Origin of the sequence: Nocardioides pocheonensis (assembly GCF_003725535.1) — a bacterium.
GTDB lineage: Bacteria > Actinomycetota > Actinomycetes > Propionibacteriales > Nocardioidaceae > Marmoricola > Marmoricola pocheonensis.
The window spans coordinates 66093-92028 of the sequence record NZ_RJSF01000009.1 but is presented as its reverse complement, the minus strand read 5'-3'; the positions used below and the strand labels follow the sequence as shown (position 1 = coordinate 92028).

The following is a 25936-nucleotide window of genomic DNA, read 5'->3' as shown; positions in this document are numbered from 1 at the left end:
TGACATCGACGCCCTCGCGGGTGCACGATGGGCATCGGGCAACGGTTGCGCGGGCAACCTCTCGGGGCGAGGTCGCAGGGAGGCGCGGACGTGAGCACGCGCAGGCTGGGCATCTGACATGGCGACCTGTGCAGCGTGCGGCGCGGTCGGCGTCGTCGACGGCGCGCGCTTCTGCCACGAGTGCGGGGCTCCGACGGCCGCCCAGTGCGGCGCGTGCGGCGAGGCCGTCGTACCGGGCGCGAAGTTCTGCAGCAGCTGCGGATCCCCGCAGGTCGCGGGGGGCGCAGGGCCGGCGGCTCCGGCGCGGGTGCAGCCCGTCGCCGAGCGCCGCGTCACCAGCGTCCTCTTCGGCGACCTGGTCGGCTTCACCACGGCGTCGGAGAACCGCGACCAGGAGGAGTCCCGGGAGCTGCTCTCGCGGTTCTTCGACGGCTGCCGCCAGGTCGTGGCCCGGTACGGCGGGACCATCGAGAAGTTCATCGGCGACGCCGTGATGGCGGTCTGGGGCGTGCCGACCGCACACGAGGACGACGCCGAGCGCGCCGTGCGTGCCGGTATGGAGCTGACCAGGATGGTCGTCGAGCTCGGCGCGGACCTCGGGGCCGCCGACCTCGCCATGCGGGTCGGGATCGTCACCGGTGAGGTCGCGGTGACCATCGGCGCCGAGCAGCAGGGCATGGTCGCAGGCGACCCGGTGAACACCGCCTCCCGCGTGCAGTCGATCGCGGCGCCCGGCGAGGTGTGGGTCGACGAGACCACCAAGCTGCTGACCTCCGCCGCGATCGCGTACGCCGAGGTCGGCAGCCACACGCTCAAGGGCAAGGCCGAGCCGGTGGCGCTCTGGTCGGCGCGGGCCGTCGTCGGGGCGATCGGGGGCGGCCAGCGCGAGGACGGCCTGGAGTCGCCGTTCGTCGGCCGCGATCGCGAGCTCCGGCTGATGCGCGAGCTGTTCCATGCCGCCGGTGAGAACGCCCGCGCGGGTCTGCTCGTGGTCGACGGCGAGCCGGGCGTCGGCAAGACCCGCCTGGGCTGGGAGTTCTTCAAGTACATCGACGGGCTCGCCCAGACGACGTACTGGCACCAGGGCCGGTGCCTGGCCTACGGCGACGGCATCGCCTACTGGGCCCTCGCCGAGGCGGTCCGGCTCCGGCTGCTGAGGTTGGCCGGTCGCGACGGCGACGAGGAGCAGGAGGACGACGCGGTCCAGCTCGTCGCCGACGGACTGGCCGTCGCCGTCCCCGACGAGGAGGAGCGCGCCTGGCTGGCGCCACGCGTCGGCGCGCTGCTCGGCGGCGGCTCGATCGGCACCTTCGCCCGCGAGGAGCTGTTCACGGCCTGGGTGACGTTCTTCGACCGGGTCAGCGCCGGCGACGAGGTCGTGCTGCTCATCGACGACGCCCAGCACGCCGACGACGGGCTGCTGGCGTTCGTGGAGTACCTGCTGGAGGCCGCGACGTTCCCGTGCATGGTCGTGCTGCTCACCCGCCCCGGACTGATCGAGCGCCGGCCCGCGCTGGCCACCAACCGGCGCGCGACCCTGCTGCACCTCTCGGCGCTCGAGGAGCGCGACATGACCACCCTGGTCAACGGCCTCGTGGCGGGCCTGCCGCCGGAGGTCTGCGGCGCACTGGTGCAGCGCGCCGAGGGCGTCCCCCTGTACGCCGTGGAGACGGTGCGCTCGCTGATCGACCGTGATCTCGTGGTGCCTCGCGGCGGCCAGTACGTCCTCGTCGACCGCGACGTCGACCTCGCGTCGGTGGGAGCGCCGGCGTCGCTGCAGGCGCTCGTCGCCGCCCGCCTCGACGCCCTCGGCCCGGCGGAGCGGACTCTCGTGAACCAGGGCAGCATCCTCGGCCTGAGCTTCACCCTCGACGGGGCGCGCGAGCTCTGTCCCGGGATCGACCTCGACGCGGCCGTGGACGAGCTGCTCCGGCTGCAGATCCTGACCCGGGACACCAACCGGCTCAGCGCCGACTACGGCCAGCTCCGCTTCGTGCAGTCGGTGGTCCGGCAGGTGGCCTACGGGATGCTGTCCCGCCACGACCGCAAGGCCGGCCACCTGGCCACGGCGCGGTACCTCGACGAGCACGCCGAGGGCGCGACCGACATCGACGCGGTGATCGCCCAGCACTACCTCGACGCCCTCGACGCGGTGCCCGACGACCCGGGCGCGCCCGACCTGGCGAGCAAGGCGATCGAGCTGCTGGTCCGGGCCGCCGACCGGGCGTACTCGCTGGGCGTGCCGGAGGATGCCGCGGCCCACCTCGCGACCGCGCTGGCCCACGCCCGGGACGAGCACGCCCGGGCCGACCTCCAGCGCCAACGGGCGACCGCGCTGCGCACGGCCGGGCGCTACGACGAAGCCGTGGCGCTCGCTCAGGCTGCCACCGAGGCGTTCGACGCCCTCGGCGACGACGTCGCGGCCGCACGCGCCGTCGCGGTCTGGGCCCGCTCGCTCGCCCAGCGCGGTGAGACCTCGCCCGCGCTCGAGCTCGCCCGCCCGCGGTTCGACGCCCTCCAGGGTCGCGACGATGCGATGCGCGCAGCCCTGGAGCTGGCCCAGGCGGTCACCGGCGCCGAGCTGGCGCTGGGCCTGGACATGCTGGGCACGCTCGACGTGCGGATCCGGCTGGCCGATCGGCTCGAGGACGTGCACCAGCTCGCGGAGAGCATCGGCTATCTCGGCAACGCCTACACGATCAGCGGCGCGCCCTTGGCCGGGGAGATCTTCCAGGAGGCCGCTGCCCGCTTCGCGCGCGAGCACCAGCTCTGGCAGACGCTCGGGGTCACGCTGTCCAACCTCGGCTCGGCCAGGCTCGAGCGCGACCTCGAGGCGTCCGCCGAGGCCTCCCGCGAGGCGCTCGCGGTGCTGGCACGCACCGGGGTTCGCCTGAACACCGCGGTCGCGCAGCTCAACCTGGCGACGGTCCTGACCGGGATGGGCAGGTGGGACGAGCTGGACGCGCTGCTCGCGGGCGCGCGTGAGCTGTGGGAGTCGGCGTTCAGCCAGCCTGCGGTGTACTGCTCCACGATCGCGGCCCTGGACCGGGGGTTGCCGGTCCCGCCGGTGCCGGAGGACCGCGCGCCGACCGGTGACGCACCCGCCGACCTGGCCTGGGTGCACCTGGAGTCGGCCGCCCTGGCGCTCGCGGCCGGCGACAAGGCGCGCGCGTGCGCGCAGGCGACCAAGGCCGCGGAGACGATCCACGGCGTCAGCGGCACCACCGACGACTTCGTGTGGATGTACGGCCTGGCCGTCGACCTCGCATCCGAGCTCGGTGACGAGGAGCGGCAGGCTGCCCTGCTCGCGCTCATCGAGGACCCCGAGCGCCTCGCTGCCGGCACACGCGCGCACCACCTGCGGCTGCGCGGCCTGGTCGCGCGCGCCACCGACCCGGGAGAGGTCGAGCCCCTGCTGCGTGACGCCGCCGAGAGCTTCGAGCGGTGGGGCTCACCGCTGTGGCGGGCTCGGACGCTGGCCGACCTCGGCAGCTGGCTCGGCCGCCAGGGCGTTGCGGCGGAGGCGGAAGCGGCGCTCGATGCGGCCCGCGCGACGTACCAGGAGCTCGGGGCGCACCACCTCCTCGCCGAGCTCGAGCAGCAGCGCGTGGTCCTCGGCTAGCCCCCGTTTCGTGGCCGCGGGCACACGAGTGCCACTAGGGTGCGAGGCATGCTGATCGCTCTGATCGTGATCGTCGTCCTGGTCCTGCTGGTCGGTTTCGTGGTCGTCGGCTTCAACAAGCTGCGCCGCACCGACATCGGCGCGCAGGAGGCGCTGGGCGGCATCGACGTGCAGCTGACCCGTCGCGCCGACCTCATCCCGAACCTGGTCGAGACCGTGAAGGGGTACGCCGCCCACGAGAAGGGCGTCTTCGAGGACGTCACGGCCGCCCGTGCGGGCGTGGCCGCCGCGGCGAAGGGTGACGACGTGCCGGCCAAGGCCGCCGCCGACGCTGCGCTGAGCCAGGCGCTGGTGCGGGTGAACGCGGTCGCGGAGAACTACCCCGACCTCAAGGCGAACACCAACTTCCTGGACCTGCAGAAGCAGCTGGCCGAGACCGAGAACCAGATCTCCTTCGCGCGGCAGTACTACAACGACGCGGTCGCGACCCTGAACAAGCTCGTCGCGACGATCCCGTGGATGCTGTTCTCCGGCATGGCCGGGGTGCGGTCGCGGGAGTTCTACGAGGCCCCGGCCGGGTCGGACGTCGCACCCAAGGTCGACTTCGGCGGCTCCGCTCCGGCAGCCCCGATCGCGCCCCCGGCGACACCCGCCGCGCCCGCGGTCCCCCCGACGGCTCCGCCGCCGGCGGTCGAGCCGCCCGCGGGTGCCAGCGAGGAACCGCCGGTCCAGCCCTGAACCCACCGCTGGTTGAGGTGCGAGCCCTTCGGCAGGCTCAGGAACCACGCCGGCGAGCCTCGAAACCTCCGGCCGCCTCTGTGGGCAACGCGCCGGGTTTCGAGGCGGTTGCTGCGCAACCACACCTCAACCACCAGGGATCGAGCCGTCAGTACCTCGGCGGTTGCTGCGCAACAACACCTCAACCAACACGGGTCGAGGCGTCAGTACCTCGGCGCGCGGCGTGGCACCGGCCTGGCCAGCGCCAGTGCCAGCAGGCCGAGCGTGATGCCGACCAGGCCCGCCCGCTGACCGGACACCAGCGCGAGCTCGCCGAGCAGCTCGTTGAGCACCGCAACTCCGAGGACGAGCGGCGTGCCCCACTCGACGCGCCGCAGCAGCCCGACGATCGCGACGACGCCGAGCACCCCCAACGGTGCCGACAGGGCAGCCAGCCCGGGGTAGAGGTCGTCGAGGTTCGGCGGGGCGATCGACGGCAGGTTCAGGATCGCCATCAGGAGCGTCGGCCAGACCGCCCTGGTGCTGAGCAGCTCCGTGGCGCTCAGGTACGCCGGCACGGCGGTGCCGGGCCCGGCGTACGCGGCTGACCGGTGCCCGTGCGACGGCCCGTGCGCGTGCCCGGGGACCGCCCAGATCGACATCTTTCAAGGATGTGGACGCCGTGGATCGCGGGTCAAGCACGGTCCGGTCACGGTGCTGTCACCGTGTGCTCACGGTGCTCCTAGGGAGCGGCGGAGACCGCGCCCTCGACCTCCTGGCTGAGCCGCTGCGCCAGCCAGATCGGCACCGCGGACAGCACGATGAGCGCGGCCGCGACCACGTTGACCACGGGCGTCTGGTTCGGCCGGAAGAGGTTCTGGAAGATCCAGATCGGCAGCGTCTGCTCGTGGCCGCCGGCGGTGAACGTGGTCACGATGATCTCGTCGAACGACAGCGCGAAGGCGAGCAGGCCGCCGGCCAGCAGGGCCGACCGCAGCAGCGGGAAGGTCACCAGCCGGAACGTGGTGAACGGCCTCGCACCCAGGTCGGCCGACGCCTCCTCGAGGCTCTCCGACATCCGCCGGAGCCGCGCCTGGACGTTGTTGAACACCGTCACGATGCAGAAGGTCGCGTGCGCGACCACGATCGTGAAGAACCCCAGCTGCAGGCCGAACAGCGAGGTGAACGCGTTGTTCAGCGCCAGGCCGGTCACGATGCCGGGCAGCGCGATCGGCAGGATGATCAGCAGCGAGACCGCGTTGCGCCCGAAGAACCGCGCCCGCTGCAGCGCGAGGGCCGCCATCGTGCCGAGCACCAGCGAGACCGCCGTGGCCAGCAGGCCGACCTCGACGCTGACCAGGAGCGCGTGGCGTGCACCCGTGGAGTGCCCGGCGGCCTGCCACCACCTCAGGGTGAGGCCGCTGGGCGGCCAGGCGAAGGACTTGCTCACGTTGAAGGAGTTCAGCAGCACCAGCGCGAGCGGCACGTAGACGATCGTCAGGACCACAGCGGTGCAGCCGACCAGGAACGCCCGCAGGCCACGGCTCATCGTCATCGCGGCGACCTCACAGGTTCTCCAGGGCGCCGGTGCGGCGTACGACGCCGAGGTAGCCGAGCATGACCAGCACCGGGACCACCGCGTACGCCGCGGCGAACGGCAGGTTGTTCGCCACCCCGTAGTTGTCCGCCACCACGTTGCCGAGCATCTGGGTCGGCCCGCCGACGATCTTCACCGCGATGTAGTCGCCCATGGTGAGGGAGAACGTGAAGATCGACCCGGCCACCAGGGCCGGGAAGACCAGCGGCAGCACCACGCGGCGGAACGTCGTCAGCGCGGGCGCGCCGAGGTCGGCGCTGGCCTCGAGCAGCGAGTCGGGGAGCTTCTGCAGGCCGGCGTACACGGGCAGGATCATGTAGGGCAGCCACAGGTAGGCCAGCGTCACCACCAGCCCGGTCAGGCCGTAGCCGGGGGAGATCCCCAGCCACGACAGCGGCCCGGACTGCGAGAGCATGCCCCGCCACGCGTACGCCTTGACCAGGTACGACGCCCACAGCGGCATCAGCACCGCGATCACCAGCAGCCGCTGCAGCCCGGGCCGGGCCACCTTGGCCATGAAGAACGCCACCGGCAGCGCCAGGGCCGCGTCGACGAGCGTCACCAGCACCGCCACACCGAGCGTGCGCGCGGTGATCGTGCGGTAGACCGGCAGCTGCAGCAGCTGGCGGAAGTTGTCCAGCGTGAAGACCTTGACCAGGTCGCCGGTGAACTCGTTCGTGGTCCAGAACGCCGCCAGGAAGAGCGCGCCCAGGGCCCCGAGGTAGGCCACTCCCAGCCACAGCATGGGTGGCAGCAGGAGCAGGCCGGTCCTCGTGGAGGGCCCTGGGCGCGACGACATCTCTTCGTGGGCTCCGGCTCAGCCCTTGATCTCGGTCCAGGCCTGGGTCCAGTCGGCGTACGTCGTGCACTTCACCTTCGTGCGGCCGTCCAGGCAGTCCGAGACCGGCGTGGTCCAGTACCAGAGCTTCTTGGCGTAGGCCTCGTCCGCGGCGTGGAAGGTGTCGCAGAACGACGGGTCCTTGTCGGTGGTCGCGATCACGTCGCACGCCTTGGTGTTGGCCGGGGCCTCGCCGAAGTAGTACGCCGAGGCCGCGTTGCCGTCCGGGCCGCCGATGTAGTCCAGCCACGCGTAGGCGCAGTTCGGGTGCTTGGACTTCGCCGCGATCATCCAGGTGTCCGACCAGCCGGTGGAGCCCTCGTCGGGCAGGATCGCCTTGATCGGCTTCTTGTCGGCATCGATCAGGTTCACGATGAACTGCCACGACGTCCCGATCACCGAGTCGCCGCTCTCGAAGGCCTGCTGCTGCTTGAGGTAGTCCGACCAGTACTCCGAGACCTGCGGGCGCTGGGCCTTGAGCACCGCGACGGCCTTCGCCAGCTGCTCCTTGTCGAGGGCGTAGGGGTTCTTGATGCCGAGGTCGGGGTTGGTGTTCATCAGGTAGAGCGCGGCGTCGGCGATGTAGATCGGCGAGTCGTACGGCGTGATCTTGCCGGCGTACGGCGAGCTCGACTCGAACACGCTCGACCAGCTCGTCGGCGCGGGCTTGACCACGTCGGGGTTGTAGGTGAGCAGGTTGGCGCCCCAGCCCTGCGGCATCCCGTACATCTGGCCGTCCACCGAGTTGTACGGCTGGTCCTTGAGGAAGCTGCGGATGTCGCCGTAGTTGGTGAGCAGCGAGGTGTTGACCGGTGCCACGTCGCCACCGGCGATCAGCCGGAGGGTGGCGTCGCCGGACGCCGACACCACGTCGTAGTCGCCGGTCTTGATCAGGTTGACCGCCTCGTCGGAGGTGCCGAAGTACTTCACCGTCGCTTGGCAGCCCGTGGCCTTCTCGAACGGGGTCACCCAGTCGGTCTTCGGGTCGTTGCTGCCGTCCTCGGCGTACCCGGGCCAGGCGAGGATGCTGACCGCGCCCTCCTTGGTGCCGAGCTTCTTGGCCATCGGCACGTCCGGGGCGGTGAAGCCTGCGGCGCTCTTCTTGCCGCCGCTGCCGGACGAGCTGCCGCAGCCGGACACGGCGAGCGCGAGAGCGGCGACCGCGGCCAGGGCGGCCACCCTGCGTGGGTGCTTCATGCTGACTCCTGGGTGGTGGGGGTGCTGACGGGTGCTGCGGTTCCGAGCTCGATGACGTGCTCCGGGAGCCAGGCGAGGCGCACGCGGTCGCCGCGTCGCTCGGCCGGGTCCTCCGCGGCGGTGTCCAGGTTCTGCCGGAGCACGGTGAGGGTGGTGCTCGCGCCGGCGCTGCCGCCCGGCACGTCGAGCTCCACGACGTAGTGGTTGGCGGAGCCGAGGTAGACGACCTCGCGTACGACCCCTTCGACGGTGTGCGCGCCGGCGAGGCCGCCGAGGTCGGCCGCCGGGTCGAGGTGGATCTTCTCCGGGCGGATGCTGAACACACCGTCGCGGCCGATCACGGCGCGTGCGGCAGGGCCGTCGAGGAGGTTCGAGGTGCCGACGAAGCCGGCGACGAACGCGCTGCCCGGCTGCTCGTAGAGCTCGCGCGGCGTCGCCACCTGCTGGACGCGGCCGTCGTTGAAGACGGCGATCCGGTCGCTCAGCGTCAGCGCCTCCTCCTGGTCATGGGTGACGAACACGAAGGTGATCCCGACCTCGCGCTGGATCTGCTTGAGCTCGATCTGCATCTCCCGCCGCAGCTTGAGGTCCAGCGCCCCCAGCGGCTCGTCGAGGAGCAGCACCTTGGGCCGGTTGACCAGGGCTCGCGCCAGCGCGACCCGCTGCCGCTGCCCGCCGGAGAGCTGGCTGGGCCGCCGGGCGACGTGCTCGCCGAGCCGGACGGTCTCGAGCGCCTCGACGGCGCGCCGGCGCCGCTCCGCCCGCGCCACCTTCTTCACGCGCAGGCCGTACTCGACGTTCTCGAGCACGCTCATGTGCGGGAACAGTGCGTAGTCCTGGAAGACCGTGTTGACGTCGCGGGCGAACGGCGGGTCGTCGGTCACGTCCGCGCCGGCGAGCTCGATCCGCCCCCGGGTCGGGGGCTCGAAGCCGGCGATCATCCGCAGCACGGTCGTCTTCCCGGACCCCGACGGCCCCAGCATCGAGAAGAACTCACCGTCGGCGATCTCCAGGTCCACGCCGGCCACTGCACGCACGGATCCGAAGTCCTTGGCCAGATCGACCAACCGGATCGATGGTGTCTGGCCGCTTTCACGCATGAATCAGAAGGTAGGGGGCATGGGCCACCACCACAAGCAACTCAGCCGCATCGTGACCTTGGCGCGGGCCGAGCCGTTCCCCGGGTGGTTGAGGTGCGAGCGCCAGCGAGCCTCGAAACCTCCCGGCGGCGCCGCGCCGACCGCTCCACGGGTGGTTGAGGTGCGAGCCCTTCGGCAGGCTCAGGAACCACGCCGACGAGCCTCGAAACCTCCTGGCGCCTCGGCGAGCAACGCGTCGGGTTTCGAGGCGGTTGCTGCGCAACCGCACCTCAACCACCGGGGAGCCGCTCTGCCGATGGTTGAGGTGCGCGCCCTTCGGCAGGCTCAGGAACCACGCCGGCGAGGCCTCGAAACCACCGCCGCGCCGCACCGTCGGCGCCCCGGCATAGGGTGTCCCGGTGCCCGACGAGCCGGCCGAGGTGGACGCGCCCACCGTGCGCGCGGTGCTGGCGGCTGCGGTCGAGGCGCTCGGGGGCGAGGAGCGGGCCGGGCAGGTCCAGATGGCCGAGGCGGTCGCCGCCGCGATGGAGTCCGGCCAGCACCTGCTGGTGCAGGCCGGCACCGGCACCGGCAAGTCGCTGGGCTACCTGGTCCCGGCGCTGCTGCACCACGAACGGGTCGTGGTGGCGACCGCGACGCTGGCGCTGCAGCACCAGCTCGTCGAGCGTGACATCCCGGCGCTGGTCGAGGCGGCCGCCGACGTGCTCCACCAGGAGGCGACGTACGCCGTGCTCAAGGGGCGCTCCAACTACGCCTGCCTCCACCGGGTCCGCGAGGGCGTGCCGGACGACCAAGGGGTGCTCGAGCTGCCCGACGTCGGCTCGACCGGTGCCGAGGTGGTCGCGCTGCGCGAGTGGGTGGAGGACGAGGCCGAGGGCCGCGGCACCGGTGAGCGCGACCGTGCACCCCGGCACACCGACCGGATCTGGCGGCAGGTCAGCGTCAGCCACCGCGAGTGCCTCGGCGCCGCGAAGTGCCCGTACGGCGCCGAGTGCTTCGCCGAGCGGGCCAAGGACAAGGCGGCCCGGTCGCACCTGGTGGTCACCAACCACTCCCTGCTCGCGATCGACGCGATCGAGGGCATCCCGATGATTCCCGACTACGACGTGGTGGTGATCGACGAGGCCCACGAGCTCACCGCCCGGGTGACCCAGGCAGCCACCGACGAGCTGTCGGTGCAGGACGTCGAGCGCACCGCGCGCCGCGCGCAGCGGCACGTCGAGGGGTCCGAGGCCGACGACCTCGCCGACGCGGCCGATGCGCTGCGCGACGCGATCGACGCGGCGGCGCCGGGCCGGCTCGACGTCGTGCCCACCGACCTCGCCGACGCCCTGGTCCTCGTCCGCGACGCGGCCCGGGCGCTGGTCAGCGCGTTCCCCCGCGAGTCCGGCGGTGACGCGGGGGCGCCCGACGCCGGTGCCACGCAGGCCAAGGGCTGGGCCCAGGAGCTGTTCCAGACCGCCGAGCGGATGACCGCCGGCTCCGAGTACGACGTGCTCTGGGTGGCCGAGCGCGAGCAGCGCCGCGGCGGCAACCACCTCTGCATCGCCCCGCTCGAGGTGGCCGGCCCGATGCGCGAGCGGCTGCTGGCCGAGAAGACCGCGATCCTCACCTCTGCCACGCTCAAGCTCGGCGGCGACTTCGGCGCCGTGGCGCGCACGGTCGGGCTCGACCCCGCGGCCGAGGGTGGCTCCTGGCAGGGCATCGACGTCGGCTCGCCGTTCGACTACGCCAGGCAGGCGATCCTGTACGTCGCCCGCCACCTCCCGCAGCCGGGGCGCGACGGCCTCCAGCAGGCCCAGCTCGACGAGATCGTCGACCTCGTCGACGCCGCGGACGGCCGCACCCTCGGCCTCTTCTCGAGCCGCCGGGCCGCCGAGGCCGCGGCCGAGGAGGTGCGGGCACGACTGCCGCACCTCACCACGCTGGCGCAGGGGGACGCACAGCTGCCCGAGCTGGCCCGGCAGTTCGTCGACGACCCGCACACCTGCCTGTTCGGCACGCTCAGCCTCTGGCAGGGCATGGACGTCCCCGGCGAGACCTGCCAGCTGGTGCTGATCGACCGGATCCCGTTCCCGCGCCCGGACGACCCGCTGATGTCGGCCCGGCAGCGGGCCGCCGACAAGGCCGGGGCGAACGGCTTCATGTCGGTCGCGGCCACCCATGCCGCGCTGCTGCTCGCCCAGGGTGCCGGCCGGCTGATCCGCACGACCACCGACCGCGGCGTCGTCGCCGTGCTGGACCCGCGCCTGGTCACGGCGCGCTACGGGTCGTTCCTGCGCGCCAGCCTGCCCCCGATGTGGATGACCACCGACCCCGACGTCGTCCGCAAGGCGCTCGGCCGGCTCAGCGGGCGCTGACCGGGCCGGGCTCGGTCAGCGGGCGACGACGACGCGCGAGGCCGACGAGTACGGCGAGGCGCCGGCCTGGTTGTAGGCGACGATCCGGAACCGGTACCTGCCCTGGGGCAGCGCGAGCGTCAGCGCGTGCGTCCCCGAGCCGACCAGCCGCGAGGTGACGGACCCGACGACGCGCCCCGACCGGCTGAGTCGCTCGGCCCGCACCCGGTAGCCCGTGATCGCCGCGCCGCCGTTGCTGGCGGGAGCGTTCCACCGCGCGACGGCGGTGATCGGGTGGCCCCGGCGTCCGGACGAGGCGAGACCGATGCCGGGCGCGGAGGGAGTGGTCGCGGTCGCGGGGTGCGACGTGGGTGCGGTCGGCGTGGTGGTGACCGTCACCGGCGTCGTCGGCACAGGAAGGCTGCCGTCGCAGCTGCTCACGGCGAGCTGGTACTGCCCGACGCTGGCGTAGTCGGAGTAGCCGTCGGTGAGCGGGTCGCCCTTGCCGACGCCGTCGATGCGCACGTAGTAGACCCCGCTCGCGGCGGACGAGACGGTGGCCGTGGCGTCCAGCCCGATCGGCGTGTACGGCCAGGCGAGCGCGTTCTGGCCGGATGTGGGGTCGCCGTAGGCGACCGTGCTGCCGCCCGAGTCGAGCACGGTGACGCTCATGTCCAGGCTGGCACCGGCGCCGATGCCCGTCGCCCGGGCGACGAGGTTGGTGTTGCACGGGTGGTTGACCACGAACACGTCCTGGTCGGTACGCGTGCTGATCACGCCGTCGACCAGGGTGCCGGTCGCGAGCGGCTCGGCCAGCAGCATCCCGTTGCTGCGGTCGTCGAGCCGCAGCGGCGCCTCCTTGGCGATCAGGGCGAGGTCGTCCTCGGTGTTGTTCGCCCCGGCGTACTCACCGATGCTGAACTGGCCGACCGCCCGGATGCTGCTGCCCATCAGCGGGAACCAGTTCCCGTGCCCCGACGAGTACTCGTGCGTCGCGTCGCCGTCGTGGTGCAGGCCGAAGGTGTGCCCGACCTCGTGCGCGATGGTCTCCGCGGTGAGCACCGCCGAGCCCGAGGTCATCGACGAGAAGACCCAGGCCGGCTCGAGGTAGGAGTCGGAGCGCCAGGTGCTGTCGAACGTGTTGACCAGCGCCACGCCGCTGCAGCCGCCGCCGCAGGTCGCGTTGAGCGCGGCGGCGTCGTCGCTGATCACCACGTGGTCGCCGTACGTCGGGTCGCTGAGCCCGGCGCGGTTGTAGGCGTCCGGGCCGGGGTCCTGCGTCGTGACGTCGACGTCGAAGGGGGAGTACTTCTCGGCCACGATCTGCCACACCTGCTGGATGTAGGCGAGCTCGGCGGAGCTGAAGGTGCTGTAGTCGCCGTCGATCGAGAACCCGGCGTGGAACCCGGGGGCGAGGCCCTTGTTGTCGTTCCACCAGGTGCCGGTCACGTCGGCTCCGTCGAAGTCGAGGAAGATCGTGTGCGTCGAGCCGGGCAGGCTGTGCAGCGCGAAGGTCTGGCTGAGCGGCAGCGAGGCGGCCGCCACCTGCGTGGTCGCGTCGGCGGCGCTCAGCGTCTGCGCGGTCTCCTGGTAGAACATCTGGCCGTCCGGACCGAGCCAGGCGGTCGGGTCCGACTCGAGGATGGCCGCCAGCCGGGCGGGGCTCATCCGGTTGGTCGCGGCCGCGGCGGGGAGCTTGTCGCCGAGCGCCTTCACCACCGCGGCGCCGTGCCCGGCCCGGGCCAGCACGTGGGAGTGCGGAGCCGGGGTGCCGCCGGTGTCTGCGACGGCGTGCGTGGTCGGTCCGAGGAGGGCGAGTGCGCCGGTGAGAGCCAGCGCGCTCCGGAGTCCGGGGTGCATGCCTCACATTCTGCCCTAAAGCGGGCAAAACGGACATAGGTTCACTGGATTCACAGAGAGGGCTGCCGGGTCACCGCTCAGCCTGCCGCGAACGCGGTCGCCACCTCCGCGCCGAGGTGGGCGTTGTTCTTGACCAGCGCGATGTTGGCGGTCAGCGACGCGCCGCCGGTGATCTCGACGATCCGGCCCAGCAGGTACGGCGTCGCGTCCTTGCCGGTGATGCCCCGGGCGTCCATATCGGCCAGCGCCTGGTCGATGATCGCGTCGATCTGCTCGTGCGGGATCTCGTCCTCGACGGGGATCGGGTTGGCCAGGCTGATCCCGCCCCGGATGCCGAGGTCGTCCTTCGCGCGCATCAGCGCCGCGACCTCGGCCGGGGTGTCCACGCGCAGCGGCACGGCGTACCCGCTGGTGCGGGTGTAGAACGCCGGGAAGTCGTCGGTGCGGTAGCCGAGCACCGGCACGCCGAGGGTCTCGAGCTTCTCCAGGGTCAGGCCGATGTCGAGGATCGACTTCACCCCGGCGGAGATCACGGTGACGTCGGTCAGCGAGAGCTCGGTGAGGTCTGCGCTGACGTCCATCGTCGTCGCGGCCCCGCGGTGCACGCCGCCGAGACCGCCGGTGGTGAACACCCGGATGCCGGCCAGGGCGGCCAGCCGCATGGTCGCGGCCACCGTGGTGGCCCCGTGCTCCCTGCGGGCGACCACGTAGGGCAGGTCGCGGATGCTCACCTTGCGGATCGACTGCTGGCCCTTGCCGAGCAGCTCGAGGGCGGCGTCGTCGAGCCCGATCCGGGGCACGCCGTCGAGGACGGCGATCGTCGCCGGCGTCGCGTCGTGGCCGCGGATGATGGCCTCGACCTCGCGCGCCATCGCGACGTTGTCGGGGTAGGGCATGCCGTGGCTGATGATCGTGCTCTCCAGCGCCACCACTGGCCGGCCCTCGGCGAGCGCGTCGCGCACCTCGTCGGTGAGGTGCAGGTCCGGAGCGCCCCTCACCGCAGGTCCTGCAGGGTGCCGTGGACGAGGTCCTCGGTGAGGTCGTGGCGCACGGTGGTCGGCGACCCGACCGTCAGCCAGGCGGCCGCGGTGGCGAACCACCCGGCCTGCACCACCGGGTCGCCGGCGCGCAGCCGGTGCACGTACGCCGCCAGCATCGCGTCGCCCGCGCCGGTCACGTCGACCACCGGCGCCGGCGGAAGCCGGAGCGCGGTCTGGCGGCCGTCACCGGTGTGCAGGGTGCTGCCCTCGGCGCCCTCGCGGAGCCAGACCACCTCGATGCCCTGGGCGTGCGCGTGCTCCCGGGCCGCGTCGAGGTCGTCGGTGCCGGCCCACGCGAGCAGCTCGTCGTGGTTCGGGGTGAACGTGTGCAGCCCGGGGAGGCGGCCGAGCCGCGCGGCCTTGGTGACGCCGACGGGGTCGAGCACCACGGGCACGTCCCACTCGGCGGCGATTGCGAGGCAGTGGGCGATCGTGTCGGGGCGCAGGTTGCCGTCGAGCACCAGCCAGCTCGCGCCGCGCAGGCTGGCGTCCGGCACGTCGTTGGGCCCGAGGCTGTCGGTGGCGGCCATGTCGGCCACGCCGATGACCAGGGCGCCGTCGTGGTCGAGCACCGCGGTGTAGGTGCCGGTCGGGCGGTCCGCGGACCGGCGTACGCCGGCGCAGTCCACGTCGAGCAGGCGCAGCTGGGCCAGCAGGTCGGAGCCGTGCGCGTCGTCGCCGACCACCCCGACCAGGCGCACCGGGCTGCCGAGCCGGGCGAGGTTCTCGGCCACGTTGCGCCCGACCCCGCCGTGCGCCGTGCTGGTCTCGCCGGGATTGCTGCTCCCCGGCACCGTGTCCCCGCTGATCCGGGCGAGCGTGTCCACGTTCATCCCGCCCACCACGACGATGTCTCCCTGTGCCTCCACGGCAGCAGCCTAGGGGGATAGTCCGGCACGTTCGGCACGGCTTCTGTGACAGGAGTGATGCCGAACGTGCCGGACTATCCGGCTCAGCCGGTGGCCGTGGCCGCGCCGTACCGCTCCCGGGTGGCCAGGCCCCACGCGGCGACCGGTCGCATCAGCAGCGAGGCGGCCAGGATCAGGCCGGCCAGCACGAACCAGCCCGGTCGGCCCCAGCCGATGCAGAGCGTGGTGATCAGGGTCGGTGCCGCGACCCGGGAGAGGCTGAACGCGAGGCCGGCGAAGCCCTGGTACTGACCCTGGCGCTCGACGGGCGCGAGCCCCATCGACACGCCCCACTGGCCGCTGCTGGACACCATCTCGCCGACCACGTGCACGCACCCGTAGAGGAACAGCACCGCGATCGTCACGTCGCGGGCCGCCCCGTCGGTGAGGCCGACCAGCACGAAGGAGGCGGCGATGAGGACGCCGCCGCGCGCCACGGCCCGCGCGCCGCTGGTCACACCCTCGGCGCCGCGGCTGAGCCGGACCTGGAAGACCGCGACCGCGATCGTGTTCAGCCCGAGCAGGATCGCCACCAGCGCCGTCGGCGCGGAGGTGTGCTCGCTGATCCACAGCGGGATGCCGATCTCGAGCACCACGAAGTGCATGAACAGCACGCCGGTGAGGAGCGTGACGGCGACGTACGGCAGGTCGCGCACGACGCCGAGCCTCGGCTCGCCCTCGCCGCGGGCCGGCACCCCCGGCAGGTGGGGGAGGCGCTGGAAGAGCAGCCCGGTGAACACCGAGGTGGCGCCGTCGAGCAGGAACACGGTGACGTAGGCCCACGGCCGGTCGATCCACAGCGCGATGCCGCCGAGGAGGGCGCCGAAGGTCATCGCGACGTTCGTGACCGCGCGCAGGTAGGCCTTGAACCGCACGCCCGACCCGCCCGGCGCGATCCGGGCGATGTAGCCGTTGCGCACCGCGTTCCCGGCCATCTGCGCGGCACCGAGCACGGTGATCACGACCAGCAGGGCGCCGAAGCTGCGGGCGACGGCGAGGCAGGCCGTGGCGACGCCGGTGACCACGGTGAGGTCGCGCATCACCTCCCGCGGCCCGCGCACGTCACCCCACTGGCCGCCGGGCACCTGCGCGACCGCCCCCGCCGCGGCCGACACCGAGAGCGCGAGGCCGACCTGGGCCGGCTCGAGCCCGACGTGGCGGGTGAAGTACAGGGCGAACGTCGTGAACACGGCGCCCCCGGAGGCGCGGTTGACCAAGGTGCCGAGCGAGAGGATCCGCAGCGTCGGGTCCACCGGCACGCCGCGCCGGGTGAGGGCGGCGGGCGGCGCGAGCTCCGAGGTCACCCGGGGAACGTACGTCGCCCGCCCACGCGACCGCCTCTGCTTTTCGCCCGCCGCAACCCCGGGGTGGTTGAGGTGCGAGCTTGCGAGCCTCGAAACCACCCTGCCCCGACCCCGGTGGTTGAGGTGCGAGCTTGCGAGCCTCGAAACCACCCTGCCGAACCGCACAGCGACTCACAGCGTCCTGCCAGCGCCGCACCCCGGATCGGACAGCGGCCGTGGCGACGCTTGCCGAGGTCAACCGCTCCCCAGGAGGAAACATGCAGAAGAAGGCAACCGCCCTGCTCGTCTCGACCGGTGTCGCCGGCCTGCTCGCCGGTGGCGTGCTGATGGGCACGATGTCGGCGAACGCGGCCGACGACTCGTCCGCCACGTCGGGCACGTCGTCGTACGGCACCAGCCAGCCGGGCACGACCCCGGCCGGCCAGACGGGCACCGGCGCGCCCAACGGCAACAACGACCCGAGCAAGCCGATGCGCAGCGACGAGAAGCTGCTCACCGGGGACACGAAGGACAAGGTCACCGCCGCGGTGAAGGCGAAGTACCCGAACGCGACCTTCCAGCGGGTCGAGACCGACTCCGACGGCGTCTACGAGGCGCACATCCTCGACCACGGCAAGCCGGTCATCGTGCAGGTGGACGCGACCTTCACGGTCACCGGCACCCAGTCGATGCCGACCGCCCCGCAGGGTGACGCCAACGGCGACGGCCCGGCGGGCCAGCCGTCGACGCAGGCGCCGGCCGCCTGAGGCACGCCGCCGGTCGGTGGTCGAGGTGCGAGCGCCAGCGAGCCCTTCGGCAGGCTCAGGAACCACCTCGAAACCACCTCGCCGCACGACGCGGCAGGGCCCGGTGCACCAGCACCGGGCCCCGTCGTCGTGTTTTCGTTGCTCAAGGTTTCGAGCCGCCGTCGCGACCTCGCAAGCTCGGCCGCGGGCTCCCTCAACCTCTTCGCGTGGTGACCCTGCTCGTTCGTCGCAGGGTCACCGCTCAGACCTTCCGCAGCACCGCGGTGACGATGCCGAGGATGCTGGCCTCGTCGCCGTTGATCGGCTCGTAGGCAGGGTTGTGGGGCATCAGCCAGACGTGGCCGTCCTTGCGCTGCAGGGTCTTCACGGTGGCCTCGCCGTCGATCAGCGCGGCGACGATCTCGCCGTTCTGCGCGGTCTGCTCCTGACGGACCACGACGTAGTCGCCGTTGCAGATCGCCGCGTCGACCATCGAGTCGCCGGCCACCTCGAGCATGAACAGCGTGCCCTCGCCGACCAGCGTCTTGGGCAGCGGGAAGATCTCCTCGACCCGCTCCTCGGCGAGGATCGGGCCGCCCGCCGCGATACGTCCGACCAGCGGCACGTGCGTGGCCTCCGGTACGGCGTCGCCGATGCCGGTCACGTCGTACCCGTGCTCGTCGGCGCTCGCGATCGCGCGTCGTGCGGCCATCAGCTCGGGGATGAACACCTCGAGAGCGCGCGGCCGGTTGGGGTCGCGCTTGATGAAGCCCTTCTGCTCCAGCACCCGCAGTTGGTGGGCCACGCTGGAGGAGCTGGCCAGCCCGACCAGGTCGCCGATCTCGCGGATGCTCGGCGGGTAGCCGCGCTGCTCGATCGCGTCGCGCAGCACGTTGAGGATCCGCTGCTGGCGCGGGGTCAGCCCGGTCGCGTCCGGAGGCGCGTCGGGCAGCTCGCTGACGTTGCCGCGCTGCGCAGCGGTGCGCGTGGCGGAACCGGGACGGAAGCGGTCGGAGGCCATGGGCCGACGGTAGACCCAACGCCGCCGGAGTTCAAACACATGTTCGAACGGCGTGTCGGCGTTCCTCACCGGGTTTCGAGGCGGTTGCTGCGCAACCGCACCTCAACCACCAGCCTCAAACCACCAGCCTCAACCACCAGCTGGTTGAGGTGCGAGCCCTTCGGCAGGCTCAGGAACCACGCCAGCGAGCCTCGAAACCACGTGACGACGCGCCTCGCCTGGTTTCGAGGCGGTTGCTGCACAACCGCACCTCAACCACCAGCCTCAACCACCAGCCTCAACCACCAGCTGGTTGAGGTGCGAGCCCTTCGGCAGGCTCAGGAACCACGCCAGCGAGCCTCGAAAGCCCCGGCGTCGACCACCGACGGAAGCGTCGGCGTTGCGTGGATCGGCGTACGCCCACGCAACGCCGACGCCGGGTCTAGTGGTGCGAGGCGAACCAGGGGTGGTGCAGGTCGGCGTACTCGACGTCGGCCATCGCCGACTCCAGCTCGGCACGTACGTCCTCGGGCATCTCCTGCTGCTCGCCCTTGCGGGCCGTCGCCTCGTCGGTGAAGCCGATCGTCTCCACGAACCGGCCGTCCGCCTCGATCGCCAACGTGGCGCCGAGGATCTCGGGACGGGCCTGGTGGAGCATCGTGGTCATCTCGTCGCTGATCAGGTGCCGCATCCGGTCGGCGTCGGCGACCCGGCCGGTCATGACCTGGACGAAGCCGGCGCTGTCCGAGCCGCCCTCGAGCATCATCGAGACGTCCTCGGACTCGTGGATCTCGCAGCGGCCGTCGAAGAGCTCCTCGGCGGCCGCCCACATCATCGCGGCCTCGGGCATGCTGGCGCAGTCCTTGCAGGCGGCGCTGGAGTCGAAGCGGACGATGCCCAGGAACCGGCCGTCGTCGGTGAAGCCGTAGGTGCCGCCGAGCCAGCCGGGCCGGTCCGCCATCGCGGCGCACCAGTCGTCGACGAGACCTCGCATCTCGTCCTGTCGGGAACAACGTCCCTGAACCATCTGGATGAACACAGTCGGGCCTCCCATTTGTTGTGGACGGCCGCTTCGGACGAAGTGGTCTGGATCACAGCCAACCTAGACCAGTCGGACCCGGGGTGGGTAGGGGGCCGAGTCGCCCATTTTCGGCGGCGGCTGCAGGGGAGGGGTCAGGACGGTTGCACGAGCCCGGTCTCGTAGGCGAGCACGACGGCCTGCACCCGGTCGCGCAGGCCGAGCTTCATCAGCACCCTCGCGACGTGCGTCTTCACGGTGTTCTCGCTGACGAACAGCTCGGCCGCGATCTCCGGGTTCGACAGGCCTCGGGCGACCAGGCGGAGGACCTCCGCCTCGCGCTCGGTCAGGCTTTCCATCGCGGCCGGCCGCGTGGTCCGGGGTCGTCGCGAGAACTCCTCGATCAGCCGTCGGGTCACGGCCGGGGCGAACAGCGAGCCGCCCTCGGCGACGACGCGGATCGCCGTGACGAGCCGTTCCTCCGGTGCATCCTTGAGCAGGAAGCCGCTGGCGCCGGCGCGGAGCGCGTCGTAGACCACCTCGTCGAGGTCGAAGGTGGTCAGCACCAGCACCCGGGGCGGGTCCTCGGCCGACGTCACCGCGCGGGTCGCGTCGATGCCGTCGAGGCCCGGCATGCGCACGTCCATGAGCACGACGTCCGGCCGCTCGGACCGGGTCAGGGCGATCGCCTCGTGGCCGTCGGCCGCCTCCCCGACGATGGTGATGTCGTCCACGTCGGAGAGCACCATCCGCAGGCCGGTGCGCACCAGGGGCTGGTCGTCGGCGACCACGACCCGGATGGGCGTGGCGTTCATGCCGTCACCGAGTAGGGGAGCTGGGCACGTACGACGAAGCCACCGTCCTCCGCGGGCCCGGCCTCGACGGTGCCGCCGATGACCGCGACCCGCTCGCGGATCCCGACCAGCCCGTGGCCCCGGCCGTCCGCCGACGCCGCGGCGGCGCCCGGTCCGTCGTCGGTGACGGCGATGTCGAGGTCCGCCGTCCCGTAGTCGATGCGCACGCACGCGTGAGCCTGCGGTCCGGCGTGCTTGAGCACGTTGGTCAGCGCTTCCTGGATGATCCGGTACGCCGAGAGGTCGACCCCCGGAGGAATGGCCGCCGGCGCTCCGCTGACCGTGGTCTCCACCTGCAGGCCGGAGGCACGCACCTGCTCGAGCAGCAGGTCGAGGCTGGCCAGGCTCGGCTGCGGCGCCTGTCGGGCGTCGGGGTCGGTGTCGGTGTCGCGCAGCACCGCGAGCAGGCGGCGCATGTCGCTGAGCGCGGCTGCGTTGGTCTTCTCGATCGCGTCCAGGGCACGGCGTACCGCGTCGTCGTCCTGGCCCACCAGCTTGCGGCCACCGCGTGCCTGGAGGACGGTCACCGAGATCGCGTGCGAGACGACGTCGTGGAGCTCACGGGCGATGCGGGCGCGCTCGGCGGCGATGGCACGGCGCTCGTTCTCCTCCTGGCTCCGGCGCAGCTCCTCGTTGCGGGCGGTCAGCACCTGCTCGCGCTCGGTGCGGAGCCGCCAGGTCAGGCCGGCCGCGTACGGCGATCCGACGAACGCCATCGCGAAGAACACGTCGCTCGGCCCGTGCGCGCCGTCGCCCACGACGAACGCGACCACCATGAGCGCCACCAGCGGGACCGCGGCCCAGGCGGCGGCGCCGCGGGCGTGCCGGCCGAGGGAGTACAGCGCGAAGAAGAAGACCACCACGTAGCTGATGGAGTTGCTGTCGAAGGCCGGGGACCAGTGCGGCACGATGCCGCTGGCCACCATGGTCAGGGGGAAGGCGACCAAGGGGTGGCGCCGACGCTGGGTCAGCGACGCGCACGCCAGCAGGGCCAGGGGTACGGCGCGCGTCAGGTCGGTGCCGTGGCCGCGCCCGACCAGCTCGACGACGTAGAGGACCGCGATCGGGACGGGCACCAGCACATCGGCGTGCTGGCGCGCGAGCCGGCGGAGGTCCATGGCAAGAACGGTAGGTCCGCGCGCGTGGTCGCGCAGTCACTCGCAGGAATGACCCCGGGCCATCCTGTCGGGTGACGCGGAATCGCTGCGCGGAGGGACGCGCCGGGACGGTGGCCGGCGGTTCGCTGGTGCTCCACCACTTCCGAGAGACCACTTCCGAGAGGACCTGCCATGACCACCACCCACGCCCCCACCGCCGCCGAGGACCGCACCCAGGTCCGCCAGGCTCTCGTGCCGACCGCCGTCGCCGTCGCCGTCGTCGGCAGCGCTGTCTCCGCGTTGTTCGCGAACACCCGCGGCGAGGCGATCGGCGAGGCCGTGTTCATCCCGCTGCTCACCGCGGCGATCTTCGCCCTCGTCGTGGCGCGCGGCCTGCGGCACGAGTCGGCCGGCGGCCGGGGCATCGCCCTGGGCGTCCTCGGTCTGCTCGCCGTGCCGGTCGCGTTCTGGTCGGGCATCCCCCTCGTGCTGGGCGCGGGCGCCACCTTGCTCGGGCAGGCCGGCCGCCGCGCCGACCACGGCTCCGGCAAGGCGATCGCGTCGTTCGTGCTCGGCATGATCACGCTGATCGGCTACGTCGCGGTCTACGTCGGGGACTACCTCAGCACTCACTGACGCTCGGACCGTCAACCACCCAGGCCGCGCATCCTCAGCGCGGCCTGGGTGCGGTCGCGCACCTGCATCTTGGCCAGCACGTTGGAGACGTGGTTCTGCACCGTCTTGAGGCTGAGCCCGAGGGCGCGGGCGATCTCGGCGTTGCTGCGACCGTCGGCCACCAGCGCCAGCACCTCGGCCTCCCGGGGCGTGAGCTCACCCACCCGCCGGTCACCGGAGAGCACGCGCTGCGCGGCACCGGCGCCGAACACGACGCCGCCTCCGGCGACCGTCCGCAGTCCGGCCAGGACCTCTTCCTGCACGGCTCCCTTGAGCAGGTAGCCGCGGGCACCGACGCGCAGCGCCGCGGTGACCGTGTCGTCGTCGTCGACCATGGTGAGCACCAGGACGGCGGGGGCCGGCTCCCGGGCGACGATCCGGCGGATCGCCTCCAGGCCAGGCATCCCCGGCAGGTTGAGGTCCATCAGCACGATGTCGGGCGCCAGCTCCGCGCACCGTCGTACGGCGGTCTCGCCGTCGCCGACCGCGTCGACCACCTCGACGTCGGCCACGGTCGCCAGCAGGCCCACGAGCCCGTCCCGGAACAAGGGGTGGTCGTCGACGACGAGCACGCGGATCATCGGACCGCCCCTGCGTCCAGGGGGAGTCGGGCGATCACCCGGGTGCCGCGGCCCTCGGCCGCGGCGAGCTCGAACGAGCCGCCGATCTCCTCCGCGCGGCTGCGCATCGACCCGAGGCCGACGCCGTCCGGCCGCGGGGTCACGACGCCGCTGCCGTCGTCCGCGACCTCTGCGACCAGGGCGCCGTCGACGAGGTGCAGGCGCACGCAGGCGCGCCGCGCGTGGGCGTGGCGGCCGGCGTTGGTGAGCGCCTCCTGCACGATCCGGTACGCCGCGACCTCCGTGGCCGCCGGCAGGCGGGGGAGGTCGTCGGCCTCGACCGCCACAGGGAGCTCGGTGTGCGCGGCGAGCTGGCGGACCGCCTCCGCCAGTCCGAGGTCGTCGAGGGCCGCAGGCCGCAGCCCCTCGACGATCCGGCGCACGTCCACCACGGTGGCCTGGATCCCGCTGCGCAGGGCGAGGAGGTCCTGGTCGGCACCCTCGTCGGCACCCTGGTCGGCGACCCGGTTGCGCACCGTGTCGACCTGCAGGGTCAGCCCGGCGAGCGCCGGGCCGAGGCCGTCGTGGAGCTCCCGCCGGAGCCGGCGGCGCTCCTCCTCCCGGGCGAGCACGAGCCGCTCGCGGGCCGACCGCACGCTCTCGAGCAGGCCGGCGGCGTGCACGACCGTGCCGAGCTGGCGGGCGAGGTCGTCGAGCAGGCCCAGGTCGGACTCCCGCAGTGGCCTCCGGGCCCAGGAGAGCACGCCGACGGGCACGCCGTACGACGTCATCGGCAGCTCGTCGACCAGGTCGGGCCGATCACCGCGTGCGGCGAGGACGCGACCGTCGGGAGACGTGATCGCGACGAACGGGAGGTCGAGGGCGGCGCCGACGTCCTCGACCAGCTCGCCGAGCAGGGCCGGCACGTCCGAGGCGTCGCCGAGCCGGCGTGCGGTGGCGGCCAGCACCTCGCCGGGTTGGGACCACTGACCGTAGGTGAGCCGGTTGGCCGCGGCCTGGAGCGCCTCGCGCAACGGCGAGAAGGTGACCGCGACGACGCCGGCCGCGAGCCAGGGGATCCAGGCGGCGTGCTGCTGGCGGAGCATGGCGCCGACGCCGCCGACCACGAGGCCGTACAGCGCGGCGATCACCAGCCAGAGGGACCCGTAGGTCAACGACCGGTTGACCAAGAGCGGGAGGTCGTAGAGGCGGCGCTGGAGCACGGCGACGCCGATCGCCACCGGCAGCGGCAAGGAGATGGCTCCGAACAGCCACGGGCCCGCCGCGTCCCAGATGCTGCTCACGAGGCCGGCGATCGGCAGCAGGAACGCCATCCCGAAGATCAGGGTCTGCTGGCGGGTGAGGGGTCCGCCCCGCCGGTAGCCCTGCACCAGGGTGCCGATCGCGAGCCCGATCGCGGCGGCTCCGAGCAGGAGGTTGATGCCTGCCAGTGCGTTGGCCACGTTGCCGAGCGGGCCGGGCGCACCGATCGGGTTGCGGATCTGGTCCACCCGGAGGTCGGTCAGGTGGGGGGCGAACAGCGTCGCGACGGTGAAGCCGGCGATGGTGACCATCGACGTTCGCTCCGCGACGCGGTGCAGGCGGGTGGTGGTGCGAGCGCCGTCAGGGAAGCGCAGGGGCAGCCACAGGACGGCGACCAGCCACGGCAGCGCCCGCAGCAGGCTGCCGGTGACCGAGCCGAGGGCGGCGAGCTCGGTGTGGGGGTGCTGCTCGAGGGTGCGGTACGACGTGGCGACGAACGCCTGACCGACGCCCCAGACAGGGGCGATCGCCGTGGCGATCCGGCCGACCGGGTGGCCGGGCCGGTGCCAGAGGATGAGCGCCCCGACCCCGGCGTACGCGACCACGACGGCCGCGACCGCCACCTCGTTCCAACGGGCCGAACCCGCGGGCGAGGCGGCGATCGCGACGGCTTCGCCGGCGACCGCGACGACGGCCGCCAGGAGCGGCAGCGTCCTGGTCACAGGGTCAGGGTGACTCATCGTCGCAGCCGAGTGAACGGTTTCAGCGGTTCGGTCGGTCCGTCGCGGGCGCGCCGCGGAGCAGCAGCACGGCCATCCCGACCCACCAGATCATCCAGACCATCGAGATCGCGTTGTGCGCGAACGGGGTCACGACGAGGCCGACCGCACCCACGGCGACACCGCCCCAGCCGATCCAGCGCATGTGCACGCGATCGGTGAGGGCGGCGACTCCCAGGGCGAGGGTCATGGCGGCGAGGAGGGCGACCTGCAGCACGAAGCCGAAGTTGCGGAGGTCGTTGACCATCGCGATCGCACCCGCGTCGACCCCGTGGTGGGCGGCGTAGCCGGCGGCCGCGGCGGGCGCGAAGCCGATCGCGAGCGTCGAGGCGACGAACGCGATGCCGAGTCCGAGGAACGTCTGGGCGGCGACCCGGCCGAGCTCGGTACGCCGTCCGAGCAGTCGCGCGATCAGGACCAGGGCGGGCACGAGCACGAGGAAGGCCATCGACTCGACGTAGCCGCCGGCGTACATCCGGGTGAGCGACGCGGCGGCGAGGTCGTGCTGGACCTTCGCGGTGGACGCCCCGTGCTCGAGGATCACGCCCTCCTGGGAGAGAGCGCCGAGCATCACGACGACGTGGGCGAGGGCGAGGCCGCCGGCCCAGCGCCAGGGGCGAGGGTCGGTGTCGGTGTCGGGGTGGGAGCCGGTCCCGGGTCCGGCGCTGAGGGGAGTGGCGAGCTGGGTCATGGTGACCTCCGTGGGTGGGTGGGCTGGCCGTCCCAGCGTCGGTCGCGGGGGCGCTCTCGCGGATCGGGCCGGCTCCCGGGAGCGCCGGGAAGAACTCCCGACCGCGTTCGAACGTATGTTCTTGCGTTCCTCGAACGTCTGTTCTATCGTCGTACATGTGTTCGATCGAACGTCTGAGCGATCCGGCAGCGGTTCTGTCGGTGCTCGCCGATAGACATCGACTCGACACCGCACCTGCACCACGACGGGTCAGACCGACCTTCCGGCCACACGGGCCGGACTTCCCCAGGAGGTAGACCAATGAGCACGCTGAGCATCTCCCCGGCCTTCCGACCGGCGCGCCGCCCCACTCGGGTGGTTGAGCTTGCCGAAACCAGCGCCCGACGCTCGACCGTCCGGCTCACCCACCGTGGCCGGGTCGTGTTCGTGCTGGCGTTCCTGGCGATGGCCTTCGTGGTGATGGTCGGTCTCGGTGGCTGGGCCACCGCCTCGCACGACGCGGGCACGCCGCAGCCGGTGCGAGTCGTCGAGGTCCAGGAGGGCGACACCCTCTACGGCATCGCCGGCCGCGTCGCGCGGCCGGGCCACGTGCGCGAGATGGTGCACGAGATCCAGCAGCTCAACTCGCTCTCGAGCGCCGGCCTCCAGGCTGGCCAGAAGCTCGCGATCCCGGCCTCGTGAGGCACGCGGCCTGATCAAGACGTCCGACGGCTCCCTCGACCCGGGTCGTCGGCTGTGTGGGAAGAGGACAG

At 72.5% G+C, this 25936-nt stretch carries 22 protein-coding genes; 6 read left to right on the top strand and 16 right to left on the bottom strand.

Annotation, left to right across the window (positions count from 1 at the left end; genetic code table 11):
• Positions 1-118: 118 nt before the first annotated feature.
• On the top strand, positions 119-3622 hold the full coding sequence (locus EFL26_RS05285) for an adenylate/guanylate cyclase domain-containing protein (protein ID WP_123221858.1): 3504 nt from the start codon (positions 119-121) through the stop codon (positions 3620-3622).
• A gap of 48 nt (positions 3623-3670) precedes the next feature.
• Positions 3671-4360 carry a LemA family protein gene (locus tag EFL26_RS05280; RefSeq protein ID WP_123221857.1) on the top strand — a complete coding sequence of 230 codons (690 nt, stop codon included), beginning with the start codon at positions 3671-3673 and terminating at the stop codon, positions 4358-4360.
• A 203-nt stretch (positions 4361-4563) separates the two neighbouring features.
• Here the strand turns inward: EFL26_RS05280 and EFL26_RS05275 are convergent, their stop codons facing one another.
• The 5 genes from EFL26_RS05275 to EFL26_RS05255 all read right to left on the bottom strand — a co-directional run bounded on the left by EFL26_RS05275 (position 4564) and on the right by EFL26_RS05255 (position 9071).
• Entirely contained in the window at positions 4564-5001 is a 438-nt protein-coding gene (locus EFL26_RS05275; protein ID WP_123221856.1) for a hypothetical protein, read from the bottom strand.
• An 80-nt stretch (positions 5002-5081) separates the two neighbouring features.
• Complete coding sequence (locus tag EFL26_RS05270; RefSeq protein WP_123221855.1) at positions 5082-5894, bottom strand: ABC transporter permease; 813 nt, start codon at positions 5892-5894, stop codon at positions 5082-5084.
• A 10-nt stretch (positions 5895-5904) separates the two neighbouring features.
• Positions 5905-6681: an ABC transporter permease gene (locus EFL26_RS05265; RefSeq protein ID WP_246000031.1), complete on the bottom strand. Its 777-nt coding sequence runs from the start codon at positions 6679-6681 to the stop codon at positions 5905-5907.
• A gap of 72 nt (positions 6682-6753) precedes the next feature.
• Entirely contained in the window at positions 6754-7971 is a 1218-nt protein-coding gene (locus EFL26_RS05260; RefSeq protein WP_123221853.1) for an ABC transporter substrate-binding protein, read from the bottom strand.
• Positions 7968-9071, bottom strand: a complete 1104-nt coding sequence (locus EFL26_RS05255; RefSeq protein WP_123221852.1) for an ABC transporter ATP-binding protein — start codon at positions 9069-9071, stop codon at positions 7968-7970. Before EFL26_RS05255 ends, EFL26_RS05260 begins: the two co-directional genes overlap by 4 nt.
• A gap of 398 nt (positions 9072-9469) precedes the next feature.
• Between EFL26_RS05255 and EFL26_RS05250 the strand changes: the two genes are divergently transcribed.
• Positions 9470-11431, top strand: a complete 1962-nt coding sequence (locus EFL26_RS05250) for an ATP-dependent DNA helicase (RefSeq protein ID WP_246000030.1) — start codon at positions 9470-9472, stop codon at positions 11429-11431.
• Between the two features lie 15 nt (positions 11432-11446).
• Here EFL26_RS05250 and EFL26_RS05245 read toward each other — a convergent pair whose 3' ends face one another.
• The 4 genes from EFL26_RS05245 to EFL26_RS05230 form a co-directional block, all read right to left on the bottom strand.
• Positions 11447-13270, bottom strand: coding sequence for a fibronectin type III domain-containing protein (locus tag EFL26_RS05245; RefSeq protein ID WP_123221851.1), 1824 nt, complete (start codon positions 13268-13270; stop codon positions 11447-11449).
• 77 nt (positions 13271-13347) lie between these two features.
• A complete protein-coding gene (locus EFL26_RS05240) occupies positions 13348-14268 on the bottom strand; it encodes a pseudouridine-5'-phosphate glycosidase (RefSeq protein WP_123221850.1) in 921 nt (306 codons plus the stop codon).
• Positions 14265-15179 (bottom strand): carbohydrate kinase family protein, encoded by a 915-nt coding sequence (locus EFL26_RS05235; protein ID WP_246000029.1) that lies wholly within the window; start codon positions 15177-15179, stop codon positions 14265-14267. Before EFL26_RS05235 ends, EFL26_RS05240 begins: the two co-directional genes overlap by 4 nt.
• Before the next feature lie 83 nt (positions 15180-15262).
• Positions 15263-16522 (bottom strand): MFS transporter, encoded by a 1260-nt coding sequence (locus tag EFL26_RS05230; RefSeq protein ID WP_183408038.1) that lies wholly within the window; start codon positions 16520-16522, stop codon positions 15263-15265.
• Positions 16523-16779: 257 nt separating this feature from the next.
• On the opposite strand from EFL26_RS05230, the gene EFL26_RS05225 reads away from it, so the two are divergent.
• The gene (locus EFL26_RS05225; protein WP_123221848.1) at positions 16780-17268 is read left to right on the top strand and encodes a PepSY domain-containing protein; all 489 of its coding nucleotides are present in this window, start codon (positions 16780-16782) and stop codon (positions 17266-17268) included.
• A gap of 241 nt (positions 17269-17509) precedes the next feature.
• Here the strand turns inward: EFL26_RS05225 and lexA are convergent, their stop codons facing one another.
• The 4 genes from lexA to EFL26_RS05205 all read right to left on the bottom strand — a co-directional run bounded on the left by lexA (position 17510) and on the right by EFL26_RS05205 (position 21237).
• Positions 17510-18268, bottom strand: a complete 759-nt coding sequence (lexA, locus tag EFL26_RS05220) for a transcriptional repressor LexA (RefSeq protein ID WP_123221847.1) — start codon at positions 18266-18268, stop codon at positions 17510-17512.
• Positions 18269-18689: 421 nt separating this feature from the next.
• Positions 18690-19241: a hypothetical protein gene (locus tag EFL26_RS05215; protein ID WP_246000028.1), complete on the bottom strand. Its 552-nt coding sequence runs from the start codon at positions 19239-19241 to the stop codon at positions 18690-18692.
• Positions 19242-19420: 179 nt separating this feature from the next.
• Positions 19421-20080, bottom strand: a complete 660-nt coding sequence (locus tag EFL26_RS05210) for a response regulator (RefSeq protein ID WP_123221845.1) — start codon at positions 20078-20080, stop codon at positions 19421-19423.
• Positions 20077-21237, bottom strand: coding sequence for a sensor histidine kinase (locus EFL26_RS05205; RefSeq protein ID WP_123221844.1), 1161 nt, complete (start codon positions 21235-21237; stop codon positions 20077-20079). The genes EFL26_RS05210 and EFL26_RS05205 overlap by 4 nt, the downstream gene beginning before the upstream one ends.
• A gap of 171 nt (positions 21238-21408) precedes the next feature.
• Here EFL26_RS05205 and EFL26_RS05200 point away from each other — a divergent pair, with 171 nt between their 5' ends.
• Positions 21409-21852, top strand: coding sequence for a hypothetical protein (locus EFL26_RS05200; protein ID WP_123221843.1), 444 nt, complete (start codon positions 21409-21411; stop codon positions 21850-21852).
• Positions 21853-21863: 11 nt separating this feature from the next.
• Here EFL26_RS05200 and EFL26_RS05195 read toward each other — a convergent pair whose 3' ends face one another.
• From EFL26_RS05195 to EFL26_RS24055, 3 genes are read right to left on the bottom strand one after another with little or no spacing between them, the layout of a single operon-like run.
• Positions 21864-22472, bottom strand: coding sequence for a response regulator (locus EFL26_RS05195; protein WP_123221842.1), 609 nt, complete (start codon positions 22470-22472; stop codon positions 21864-21866).
• Positions 22469-24436 (bottom strand): sensor histidine kinase, encoded by a 1968-nt coding sequence (locus EFL26_RS05190; protein ID WP_123221841.1) that lies wholly within the window; start codon positions 24434-24436, stop codon positions 22469-22471. The genes EFL26_RS05195 and EFL26_RS05190 overlap by 4 nt, the downstream gene beginning before the upstream one ends.
• 40 nt (positions 24437-24476) lie before the next feature.
• Entirely contained in the window at positions 24477-25184 is a 708-nt protein-coding gene (locus EFL26_RS24055; protein WP_123221840.1) for a hypothetical protein, read from the bottom strand.
• A 300-nt stretch (positions 25185-25484) separates the two neighbouring features.
• Between EFL26_RS24055 and EFL26_RS05180 the strand changes: the two genes are divergently transcribed.
• Positions 25485-25865, top strand: coding sequence for a LysM peptidoglycan-binding domain-containing protein (locus EFL26_RS05180; RefSeq protein WP_123221839.1), 381 nt, complete (start codon positions 25485-25487; stop codon positions 25863-25865).
• The last annotated feature ends 71 nt before the right edge of the window (positions 25866-25936 follow it).

Excerpts from the sequence above, each read along its gene's own strand:
- EFL26_RS05285 (WP_123221858.1), top strand. The coding sequence starts at position 119 with ATGGCGACCTGTGCAGCGTGCGGCGCGGTCGGCGTCGTCGACGGCGCG.
- EFL26_RS05280 (WP_123221857.1), top strand. The coding sequence starts at position 3,671 with ATGCTGATCGCTCTGATCGTGATCGTCGTCCTGGTCCTGCTGGTCGGT.
- EFL26_RS05275 (WP_123221856.1), bottom strand. The coding sequence starts at position 5,001 with ATGTCGATCTGGGCGGTCCCCGGGCACGCGCACGGGCCGTCGCACGGG.
- EFL26_RS05270 (WP_123221855.1), bottom strand. The coding sequence starts at position 5,894 with ATGACGATGAGCCGTGGCCTGCGGGCGTTCCTGGTCGGCTGCACCGCT.
- EFL26_RS05265 (WP_246000031.1), bottom strand. The coding sequence starts at position 6,681 with ATGCTGTGGCTGGGAGTGGCCTACCTCGGGGCCCTGGGCGCGCTCTTC.
- EFL26_RS05260 (WP_123221853.1), bottom strand. The coding sequence starts at position 7,971 with ATGAAGCACCCACGCAGGGTGGCCGCCCTGGCCGCGGTCGCCGCTCTC.
- EFL26_RS05255 (WP_123221852.1), bottom strand. The coding sequence starts at position 9,071 with ATGCGTGAAAGCGGCCAGACACCATCGATCCGGTTGGTCGATCTGGCC.
- EFL26_RS05245 (WP_123221851.1), bottom strand. The coding sequence starts at position 13,270 with ATGCACCCCGGACTCCGGAGCGCGCTGGCTCTCACCGGCGCACTCGCC.
- EFL26_RS05225 (WP_123221848.1), top strand. The coding sequence starts at position 16,780 with ATGCAGAAGAAGGCAACCGCCCTGCTCGTCTCGACCGGTGTCGCCGGC.
- lexA (WP_123221847.1), bottom strand. The coding sequence starts at position 18,268 with ATGGCCTCCGACCGCTTCCGTCCCGGTTCCGCCACGCGCACCGCTGCG.
- EFL26_RS05215 (WP_246000028.1), bottom strand. The coding sequence starts at position 19,241 with ATGCGAGGTCTCGTCGACGACTGGTGCGCCGCGATGGCGGACCGGCCC.
- EFL26_RS05210 (WP_123221845.1), bottom strand. The coding sequence starts at position 20,080 with ATGAACGCCACGCCCATCCGGGTCGTGGTCGCCGACGACCAGCCCCTG.
- EFL26_RS05205 (WP_123221844.1), bottom strand. The coding sequence starts at position 21,237 with ATGGACCTCCGCCGGCTCGCGCGCCAGCACGCCGATGTGCTGGTGCCC.
- EFL26_RS05200 (WP_123221843.1), top strand. The coding sequence starts at position 21,409 with ATGACCACCACCCACGCCCCCACCGCCGCCGAGGACCGCACCCAGGTC.
- EFL26_RS05195 (WP_123221842.1), bottom strand. The coding sequence starts at position 22,472 with ATGATCCGCGTGCTCGTCGTCGACGACCACCCCTTGTTCCGGGACGGG.
- EFL26_RS24055 (WP_123221840.1), bottom strand. The coding sequence starts at position 25,184 with ATGACCCAGCTCGCCACTCCCCTCAGCGCCGGACCCGGGACCGGCTCC.
- EFL26_RS05180 (WP_123221839.1), top strand. The coding sequence starts at position 25,485 with ATGAGCACGCTGAGCATCTCCCCGGCCTTCCGACCGGCGCGCCGCCCC.